Genomic DNA, 10,227 nt, shown 5'->3' with positions numbered 1-10,227 from the left:
ACATCTGCCCAGTTTGCGGTGGGCATAATTTATCCATTGTCCAAGAAACTGGGAAGTACAGCTGCTTTAACCAGTGTGAGTGTAAGGACATCCGGGAGGCGATTAAACCCTGGGCTGAAGTGGTGGCAGAAAGGGCAGGGGTTAATTATACAACTTCCCCAAAAGCGAAAATACCCAACCCCAAGAGAATCTGGCCCAAAAGTGCGCCCATTCCAGATGGTGAATTAGCACTGGTGATGTTGACCCAAGCGGCGACTGACATACCCCAAACTCAAAATATAACTTGCAAGCTACCAAAGGGAATACCGGGGAATGCAACACAAACAATCTATCCTTACTCACAAAACCAATGGGTAATTCGCTATGAATGGGCGGATTACATCAAAGAGAAGGGTTATGATAAGTCCTTCCGCCAATGGCACAGGCTTCCAGATGGCACTCCAGAAATGAGAAAAGGGGATGAACCTTGGAGGGCATATCGTATTGAAGAGGCGATCGCTGCTAGTAAATTGGTGCAAGGAACCCCGGCACTACTCCAACACGAGGGGGAGGGGTGCGTTGAAGTTGGTCGAGAGCATGGGCTTGCTGGGTTCACATTCCAGGGCAGTGCATGGGACAAAAAATCAATCCTGCCAGAATACCAACTCATCAAGGATTCAGGCATAGGATTGATCATTTTTCTGCATGACCCAGATGACACTGGGCTAAAGAAACTCCAGACCTGCCTTGACTGTGCGGCTGAAGTAGGAATTGGATTTATTGGAATTAACCCAAACGACATCTGCCTCGACTTACCATATAAATCGAGTGACATTAAAGAAATCTTGGGGCAGATGGAAGTACCAGAGTTTATCCGCCGATTAGAGCAGGAGATCCACGCAGCCGTAAACCAGCGAACACAGCAGGCAGAGGTAAATGTCATCGATGATGATGACCAATCCCCTGTTGTAAGCTTTATCCAGCAAGCTTTTCAAACTCTCTATGGGGATAAGAACTGGATTTGTGCTGCTGATAAGCTTTACTGGCATACTGGCAACCACTACAAACACTCTCCTGATGACACAGAGCGCAGACGGATAGCCAAATTTTGTAATTCCTTTGCGGTTGAGAATGAACAGGGTAAAAAATCTTATCCTTATACTTCACCCAGTTGGGTAAAAAAGATTCTTGAATGGGCGAAGATGCTAACAGGAATTGACCCAGAATTAATCAATCCACCGGGGGTTAATTGTGTCAATGGAATTGTTAGACCTGTTTGGAATGGTCAGAAATTCGTAACAACGCTATCCCCACATACACCCGAAGACTACTTTATTTACGAGCCATTAATTGAATATAATCCAAACGCTGATAGTACAGATTGTGACCGCTTACTTTCTTGCTTGGATAAACCACAGCAAGAAATTCTTTTAAGAAATCTTGCTGCATCTCTCGACCTTGAAACTGTTAGGAAGCTTAAGGGTAGAGAAATAAAAGCACTGCTAGCAGTTGGGCTTGGTTCTAACGGTAAAGATGCTCTGCGCGAGTGTCTATCTATTATCTATGGGGAATCGGGATTAACTTCTATTTCTCTTGCTGACTTTCAGTTTTACGATGAGGGTAGGAAATTTAATCTAGCTCCGTTGATGCACTCTAGAGTCAATTGGGCTTCTGAGAATCCGCAAACATCTAGGATTGATAAAATCCAAAGTTTAAAGTTGTTTGTCACGGGGAACAAGTTGCATTGTGAACGCAAAGGTAAAGACCACATCGAATTTACCCCGAATGCCATCGGGATATTCAACTTAAATGAAACGCCATCATTTCAAGGAGTAATGAAAGCAATTCAAGACAGGATTGCAGTTTTAGAGTTCAAGAAAACATTTGAAAAAAATCCTGACCCGAACAACCCAAATGAATTACTAGCTGATCCCCGCTTCGCTTACGATAAGGAATTTATCAGAACGAAAGTAGCCCCCGCATTTCTAAATAAAATGCTGCAAGCTCTTAATGACCTCATTGAACAGGGGATTGATTACGAATGCACTACCGACGCTTTCAAAAACCTTCAAAAAGAAAATAACCATTTATTTGATTTTATAGAAAGCGCAAATATAGGTTATGTGGAAGGGGGAGAAATTACCGCACGAGCTTTATGGTCATACCTAGAACAGCACTACATCGATAATGGAACGCTGACCATAGATGAGGGCAACCGCAGAACGTGGATCGACCAAGTTCGCCCCAGCGATAAAAACGTGAAGGGCATCAACCAAATCATTCCCCGAATCTCTCAACTATTCCCCAAGGCGGTCAAAGGGACTAGATACTGTGATGTGTCTAAAAGAAACATTCCAGTACTTAAAGGCATTGGAATTCTTGACCCTACCCGCACCACAATAGACTCAACCCGCACCACTTCCGCACCACTTTCCGCACCAGAAACCTCACAAAATCAAGACTTCCGCACCACCCGCACCACTTTTTCTAATTTACAGAGAAACACTGAAGATCAGGAAATGCAATTAAATATTTTTCCTACCCCAATGGAAATAGAAGAATATACCCCCCAAACTGGTGCAAGTGGTGCGGAAGTCTTGCAAGATAAGGAAAACGACTGCGTAAATTCCTGCGTCACTGGTGCGGAACAACTAGAAAGTGGTGCGGAACCCTTGCCAAATAAGGAAAACTCCTGCGTCAACTCATGCGTCACTGGTGCGGAACCCTTACAGAGCATGGAAAACTCATGCGTCACTGGTGCGTCAGAGCTAGAAAGTGGTGCGGGTGAATCCGAGTCGGTGCGATCTGACGAAGATTCCAAGGTTTTAGCTTCAGAAGCGATCGCTTGTATCTTGGAATCCCCTAATCCAAGTTGGGAGGTGGTTAAGGATATTTTGAGTGAAATGGAAATTCTTTCTTACTCGGAACTACACGGGTTTTTGACCTTGGGTGAATTCGCGCAACTTGAGATGCTAGTACCAGCCGCCGAGAGGGAGGTTCACTTTGGCTCATAAAAATGGGTGGTCACTGCCACCCGTTAGCTTACTGTTTTATAAAAAAACTACTTAAGGGTATCCGCCGTTCGCTATATTTACCCCAACAAACGGAATTGTTTGTTGGGAACTCGGTAGAAGTGCGATCGCTTAGTGGTGCTGTCAAGTTTGCTGGCGAGATGACTAGTTACGACTCCAAGAATGGGATTGTCACTGTGTCCACTGAGCAAGGGAACCGAGATGCATCTCTCTGTGAGACGTTTGTAATTGACTAAGGAATATTCTCTATGAGCGAGAAAGCTAGATCCTTGTCAGATGTTGAATTTGAATCAAACATTGTTTGGCTGGAAGATATTACCAATATTCCTTATGTTAGGGAGCATTTTGAACAGGCTGCTAGAAAGAGAAAAGGAAAGCTTAAATACGATAGACACCATATTATTGGTTATTCCGAATTAGAAAGTGACGCTCCTAGTAGAATGCGAGGGTGTTTCTCACGTCGGGTGTTTTGGCTTGCAGATCATGATCGTTTTTATGAAGAAGAAGGAGTTTATAAGGTTGGTTGCCCAATGGAAGCAATAGATCCGTTAACCATTGCCCCAAAAGTTTTAGGAAAGATAACAGAAAGGGCTTGGAATGGAACACTGTCAAATGATGTTGACTAGCAATATTTATTAGTACCCCAACGCGATCGCAATTTTAACTTTTGTAAATGCTTGTGCCAGTTGTAATGCCGACCGTTTAGGCTGACCACTATCGTATTGAGGTGCGCGGTAGAGAGTTCGCCGTCAAAAACTTCGTATGCGAACTAAAAACTTACCCCAATGGCAGAATTATGGCAAATTTATGGAAAATCAAAAATTGGCTCCCATTATGGCATCTCAATGGCATCTCAATGGCAAATCAATGGAATTTTGAAAAGTTATTTGTCAACTAATTATCACTATTGAGAATTAGGGTTAAAACTGGCTCAATTATGGCATGGGTATGGCAAGGCTATGGCACAGTAATGGCAAATCAATGGAAAATGTCAGAAATTCTGCATTTTTAAATATCACAATGATATTATGCTCCGAGAAAAGAATAATATCATTTTCTGACGCACAGTACGCCATCTTTGGCGGAAAGTTTTTTTGAGCGAAAAGTGGCGATTTAAGTAAATTTCAAATCACTTGAATCAAAATTAACTACTAAAAAACTACTTTTATGCTACAAAAATGACTGTACAGTTCACTACTAGAACGCCAACTTTTAAAGACTTAAATCCTCCTCATGCCTCGGCTGTTGTTTTAACTGCTGCCCATAATCTATAAGCTGCTGATTCCAATCGTCAGCTTTGCACTTGATCCGCTTGGACTGTGGCAGTAGTTCCTTAACAACTCGTGCAGATGCATTACCAGAATCGTCCGAGTCAAACGCCACCTGGACATTAGGAATATTCTGCAATTGCTCTACTGGTAAGCTTTTAGGGTCATCCACTGCCATGTACAGCGTTCTATTGGGTGGCACATCGCCTCTAAGCTGATATTCCAGCATTCCAAAAGATATGGCATCGATGGGTGACTTGCACAGCACTAACCTTTCTGCTGGATCAGTTGGCTGGCCGCCCAAGTGAAAGTAAAACAAGCCCTCACGCCGCTTAGTCCCTTTCTCGTAACCTTTGAAAGTGTTGTTCTCGCCCCGTGTCCCCCGCAAGAATGCACCTTGAGCCTGGGGGAGATCGCCAAGATTCCGCATGACGAACACAGCGTTTTGCTGATCATCAGCGTAAACTAACCCCCTCTTATGCAGAAGTTCCACAAAATTTTCAGGTATTCCCCGTTTCTGGGTGAGGTAGTTGTGAACCTCTGTCCACTTGCTTTTATCCTCAACTGGTAGCCGGAATTTGTCGCGTGGTTCTAACTGGATAATTTCATTGGTCACTGTTTTTGCTTTTGCGATCGCTGCTCGTTCTGCCCCAGCTTCACCAAATCGCTCATGCAACCAAGCGATCGCTTGCCGCAGATTGCAATTGTTGACGTGCATTACCAAGTCAATCGCACCGCCTGAGCCTTTCTGCTGTTCGGGCGCAAAGTCGTAAAACTTGGAGCCATCTATATTAATGATATTACCGTGACCCCTCCATTTTCCTTGCTCGTAGTGTAGCCCCAACTCCCAGGCGACATCCTCCAAGGGCAAGTCGCGCAGTTGATTGGTCTGAGATTCTAACAATTGCACCCGTTTTTCTAATTGCTGTCGCTCCTTCTGGCTATCCCTGGCCCGTTGCTCTGCCCTCTCCAATCGCTCTGCCATGAACTTACGGTCAGCCAGTTGGTGGTTAATCGCTTGAAAGTGGTCATCAGACTGAATCCTGGCTACATAACTCCTTGCTGATTCAAATGGCATTGGTGCTAATTGGTTATTTGTAATGACTGCGGTAAGTGGTTCATTGTTAACGGCTTGGTAATATTCCTTTACTTTGGTGTGGGTTGCTTTGCTACCCTTGACCCCCCGTTCAATGCCCAAAGGAGCAAGTGCAGCAGCATAACTATCTTGGAGCTTGGATAACTTGATTCTTCCCTGTCCACCTCTGCCGCCAAACATCGCATCATGACTGACTCTGCCAGTTTTCTCGTTCACTGGCACGATGTAGGCGTGAATGTGTGGGGTACTTTCATCTAGGTGGAGTTCTGCCCTGACGCACTTTGACCCATAGTTTTGAGATAGCCAGTCACGAGATGCGATCGCCCATTGCTGCATTCTCTGATCAGACCACTGCCCAGAAAGAGATGGATCACCAGGGCGGAAATATTCAGGCGATGCCGAGAGAAACATTTCTGTGCATAACACCGCATCATGCCGAGGGCGATGCTTGAGCGTAGATATTTTTTCTTTAACTATCTCTTCGAGTGCGCGGTCGTCTTCTCCCCCAATCAACCGGACATTCTCTCTAGCTGGATCTGCGTTGGGTGTTTCTCTGTTTCTGGTAACATGGTCATCACTTCCCGCAACGTTGCCGAATGTTTTTAGTTTCTCAATCCTGAGAATTGTTAGTGGCGACATAAAAGATTTATGCTACAAGTGCAGTGCTTTGTAGTACGAAAAAACCCCGTAGGGCGAACGACGGTTTCATGTCATGAGCGCAGCGAGAGATGGCGCAGCCACCCGCAGGGCATGAAACCATAGGGAGTATGGTATCACTTATACTAAACCCCGAAATCCACTTTTGCGGTCGAAATCGCCCAGACTACTTTTCCTGAAAATACCCCCAAACCCCCCTTTAAAGGGTACAACGACAGTCGTTTGACAGTCTTTGTGTTTTTAGGCTTTGACAGTCAAACGACTGTCGTTTGGTACAATCAAGGGGTATTTGCGGGTAGTTTAAGGGGTATTTTGACAGCTTAAAATTTCTAGTATTAATTAAAACAATGGGTTACTCATAATCTACTCTAATTCGATAGGAGTTTGGGACATGGAGCAACCTAATTTGGAAGTGCTTTCGATTAAGCGTAGTCACGACAGTAGCGATGGCCAGTTGCTGCAATTTTTACGAGAGCGTGAGCGTCAAATGTCGGGCAGAGGTCTGACTAAAATTGTTTTGAGTACTTTAAGGATGTGCTGGTCGCCTTTTGTCCTGAAGCGTCGGGGTGCTGACAGCAACACTTTAAAGATTGCTGTGATTTACTCTGTCTCACAGTTGGAATTACAGATTTACTTGCTCAAGCAGTTACTCGATTGAGCAGTTTTTTGAAGTACGATTGCAACATCGTAGTATTATATATTCTCATTCGGCTCAATTTCTTCAATTGCCTTGGACATTTCCTCAAACACCCCTCTTACCCCCCGCAATACGTTTGTGAAAAGAGGGGTGAACTCATCGGTGGCTTTTGTCGTGATTGTGTAGTTATTCAGTAGTATTTTTTGATGGCTGTTGCTTCGGCTTCTGCTTTTCAATTTTGACTCTCAAAAACTTTCCGCCAAAGATGGCGTACTGTGCGTCAAAAAAAGATGGATTACAGATCTTAAAAGCTTTTAAGCGATTTTACATATAATTGACCAATTATTGGGAGAAAATGGCAAATAAGGGGAGATTTATCAGAAGTCTTGGGAATTGCTGGAAAATATTAGCTTAATGAGAATTCCGTTACTGGATGATGTAAAAGGTGTAAAAAGGTAAGAAAAAATTGGAGATTTGGGAGATATCGGATAGATATTGGGAGATGTTGAATGTAGTTGGTAAGGGCGGGGAAAATGGATGTTTTGTCGAGATTTTCTGTTAGACACACGAATTTAGTCAAATCAAGGAACCAGTACCAAAACTGTAATATTTCTTGATAAATATATCAATAATCACGGTTTTGGCGGTTCATCTTGAGAGTAATTATCAATTAGATAGACAAAAAAAGGGTCAAAAACAGGGAAAAATTTTTTTGTGGATTTTGTTTTTTTTATGTTGAGTCTTGGTTCTGTTTCAAGCCGAATGCTCAACGTTCACTTTCAAAGTGATCAACTACGATAGCAATGCGCGATCGCGCATCTTGTGGTCGTGCGATTCGTTGTTTAGTGAATCACGGTAATCAGTCCGTACATAACTAAACCAGCCCGACAGCAGATTACTGTCACTAAAGGCTGAACTCTCGGTCAGATGCAAGTGTAAGCCTTGCCATTCAGACTCAGAATTGACTCCTTACCTGCCCACACCGAACAAGCTCGATTCTTGTAGAGTGAAGCTGGGAACAGGGCGCAATCAGACAGCCGTTGCGGGCTGACACTGGCGCTAATAGGGAGTTCCCACGATGAAACAGAGCCTAGAAAAGCGACTTAAGATGAGGCAGGGCGCAACACAAAACCCCTGACCCCACTGGAGTTCATTCCCGCCGAACAAGGGGACGGAATCGGCAAGAGTCTAGGGAATCCAGCAGTCGAATTGGCTACATCTAACGGAACAATCAATCTCTCCGAGGGAACGAATAAAAACGATTTGTGAGTCCTGGGGAAGTCGAACCCCAAGTAGGCTAGACGAGAAGCGGAATCCTCACAAGTCGGGTAGGACAGACCGTAATTGGTCTGAGGTGTTCAGAAAATACAAACTCTAGAAGAGAAAATGATTAGACACAGTTATAAAACTAGTGAATCTTGGAAAGCTCTACCGTGGAAGAAATTCCGCCGAAATCTTTTCCGCCTTCAAAAGCGCGTATTCAAAGCGGTTCAAGTTGGAGACAAGCGGAAAGCTAGGTCACTCCAAAAGCTTATTCTAAAATCCACCTCGGCTCGATTTCTTGCAATAAGACAAGTATCTCAGCTAAATGCTGGTAAAAAGACGGCTGGTATTGATGGCAAAAAATCCCTTACTTTTAACGAACGATTCTATCTAGAAGAATGGTTAAGAGTTAATAACGGAAATTGGAAGCATCAAGGCTTACGAGAAATTCCCATCCCCAAGAAGGACGGAACTACCAGAATGCTTAAGATACCGACGGTGTATTCATATTGCACCTTGATTCAATGAAGTTTAGGGATATTTTCCTCTCTATGATTATTCTCCACTCAATGCGCTGCAATTGGGTACAGATTTTCTCACAAGTGAGTAAGCCTCCCCAAGGGAAGAGCTTCGCTAAGGTGAAAAAAGTAGTGGTTAGTGAGCTATGAGTGAGCTACTAATAGGGTAGGCTAGAGTTGTATCAAGTGTGGAAGTCTACCAACAATGGCAACAAAAAATCCCCGGATAGCAGCCTACCCACCGCCCAAAGTCTATGAACTGTTGGTTGAATTTAAGCGCTCTCAAGGATTAAAGTCAGATTCTGCCGCTATCGTGACAATTTTGGAGACTTACCTATGTGGTAGCATACCCAATGTGCTACCAAGTGAGCTATCAAGTACGCCAAAGCGAATTGAGGATTTAGAGATGAAGGTGAGTAGTCTGCTTTCTGATGTAGCAGTACTCAAGCAAGCAATGAGTCAGTATACTTGTCAAGCATCTGGTGAAGACCTATCGCACAACGAATATCTGCATCAACCTGATAACTACGAGGCATTAGGTGAGCCACCAAACGAATCACTCAACAGAATCCTTGACTTGACAAACGAATCTGTAGTTACGTCCGGGAGTACATCTAGAAGTGAGCTACCAATAACTGGGGCAGATGTTGACACTGAATTATTGAAGTCATCTATTATTGAAACCGTATCCGCCGACAGTGAGCTATCAAATGAGTCACTATTGGTAACACCAACTGCTGAATCTATCTTAAATTCCATACTAATTGAGGAGAACACGCCTCCCTATAATGAGCTACTAAGTGAGCCAGCATCAAATGATTTACTAGAGACCGTCATTGGTGAGCCATTTCATGACTTACTTGATGGTCTACCACTACTCGAAGAAAATAATCATCCCAAAGTATCATCTGATAATAGTGAGCCACTTAATGACTTACCTGATAGCTCACTAAAGAAATCCGAAAGTAAAAATTCTCTGGAAGTCCTATCTCACCTGACTGGTGCAGCTTTAGCAAGAAGACTAAATGTTTCTCCTAGCACCCTTCGTCATAAGAAAAATGCTCCAAATTTTGGGCAATGGACTTCTCTTCACGACCCAGATGGAATTGCTTGGCATTTTGATGGTGAAAAGTTTATTGAAAAGCCCTCACCCAATATACAGTAAAACCCCTTGAGTACAAAATTACTCCAAGGGGTTAACCGTATACAAGCTATTATTTTCGGCTCATTATCAAACCAGTATTATTCAGATTTAACGGGCACACGGCGAATTTTTTCTCGTAAAGTGTCTAAAATTTCGGGTGTAACCTTATACCACCAGGGACTTCGATCTGTTTCTTGGAAAGCCTGAATAATTCCTTTATCTCGCCAGTAATAGATGGTATGAATTCCAACACCAAGTTTTTCAGCTAGGGCACTGGTGGAATAATAACCTTCTGGACTAACCCCTAAGTGTGCTACTTGTGGGTTACTTAAAGGCTTTTCAATCCCAAACTTCCAACGAATCCAGGCAACACCTTTTTTCGTAAAAGCCCGCCCTTTACCACCCACCAAACCTCGGCGATTCAGTTCCTGAGCAATTTCGCTATCAGTTCGGCCCACAGCTAATTCTTCAATGATTTGAATGACTTGGTTGGGTGTTCGGAATTTTTCTGCATTTGTTGGGCGTGTCGCAACAAAGCAGCTTGTAGCTCCTGTATGCCACAGTATTTGCACACGAGTGGAACGTTCTGGAGCATCAATTGGGGTAATAGCAACTTGTTTGACTAACAACCCC

The 10,227-nt window shown here is 43.6% G+C and carries 6 protein-coding genes and 2 pseudogenes; 6 read left to right on the top strand and 2 right to left on the bottom strand.

From position 1 onward, the window contains the following. From ACEW80_RS06965 to ACEW80_RS06955, 3 genes are all read left to right on the top strand, one after another. Positions 1 to 2,993 (top strand): DUF5906 domain-containing protein (locus ACEW80_RS06965; protein ID WP_373525897.1); only part of this gene is annotated, 2,993 nt, incomplete at its 5' end. A 2-nt stretch (positions 2,994 to 2,995) separates the two neighbouring features. Next, positions 2,996 to 3,247: a hypothetical protein gene (locus ACEW80_RS06960; RefSeq protein WP_373525896.1), complete on the top strand. Its 252-nt coding sequence runs from the start codon at positions 2,996 to 2,998 to the stop codon at positions 3,245 to 3,247. Between the two features lie 12 nt (positions 3,248 to 3,259). Continuing rightward, positions 3,260 to 3,637: a DUF6009 family protein gene (locus tag ACEW80_RS06955; protein WP_373525895.1), complete on the top strand. Its 378-nt coding sequence runs from the start codon at positions 3,260 to 3,262 to the stop codon at positions 3,635 to 3,637. A gap of 586 nt (positions 3,638 to 4,223) precedes the next feature. Here the strand turns inward: ACEW80_RS06955 and mobV are convergent. Then, entirely contained in the window at positions 4,224 to 6,014 is a 1,791-nt protein-coding gene (gene mobV / locus ACEW80_RS06950) for a MobV family relaxase (protein WP_373525894.1), read from the bottom strand. Between the two features lie 409 nt (positions 6,015 to 6,423). On the opposite strand from mobV, the gene ACEW80_RS06945 reads away from it, so the two are divergent. The 3 genes and pseudogenes from ACEW80_RS06945 (at position 6,424) to ACEW80_RS06935 (ending at position 9,615) form a co-directional block, all read left to right on the top strand. Further along, a complete protein-coding gene (locus tag ACEW80_RS06945) occupies positions 6,424 to 6,690 on the top strand; it encodes a hypothetical protein (RefSeq protein ID WP_373525893.1) in 267 nt (88 codons plus the stop codon). Between the two features lie 1,365 nt (positions 6,691 to 8,055). Beyond that, positions 8,056 to 8,433: pseudogene (locus ACEW80_RS06940) on the top strand (reverse transcriptase N-terminal domain-containing protein); the annotation flags it as partial. Between the two features lie 222 nt (positions 8,434 to 8,655). Beyond that, positions 8,656 to 9,615 carry a hypothetical protein gene (locus ACEW80_RS06935; protein ID WP_373525892.1) on the top strand — a complete coding sequence of 320 codons (960 nt, stop codon included), beginning with the start codon at positions 8,656 to 8,658 and terminating at the stop codon, positions 9,613 to 9,615. Positions 9,616 to 9,692: 77 nt separating this feature from the next. On the opposite strand, the pseudogene ACEW80_RS06930 reads toward ACEW80_RS06935, so the two are convergent. Next, a pseudogene (locus ACEW80_RS06930) lies at positions 9,693 to 10,227 on the bottom strand (recombinase family protein); the annotation flags it as partial.

The organism is Nostoc sp. (assembly GCF_041747015.1).
GTDB lineage: Bacteria > Cyanobacteriota > Cyanobacteriia > Cyanobacteriales > Nostocaceae > Nostoc.
Note: the sequence above shows the minus strand (reverse complement) of the source record. Positions and strands in the feature narration are given on the sequence as shown.

What these genes read in the sequence shown, in the direction of transcription:
- ACEW80_RS06945 (WP_373525893.1), top strand. Translation starts at nt 6,424, where the DNA reads ATGGAGCAACCTAATTTGGAAGTGCTTTCGATTAAGCGTAGTCACGAC.
- mobV (WP_373525894.1), bottom strand. Translation starts at nt 6,014, where the DNA reads ATGTCGCCACTAACAATTCTCAGGATTGAGAAACTAAAAACATTCGGC.
- ACEW80_RS06960 (WP_373525896.1), top strand. Translation starts at nt 2,996, where the DNA reads ATGGGTGGTCACTGCCACCCGTTAGCTTACTGTTTTATAAAAAAACTA.
- ACEW80_RS06955 (WP_373525895.1), top strand. Translation starts at nt 3,260, where the DNA reads ATGAGCGAGAAAGCTAGATCCTTGTCAGATGTTGAATTTGAATCAAAC.
- ACEW80_RS06935 (WP_373525892.1), top strand. Translation starts at nt 8,656, where the DNA reads ATGGCAACAAAAAATCCCCGGATAGCAGCCTACCCACCGCCCAAAGTC.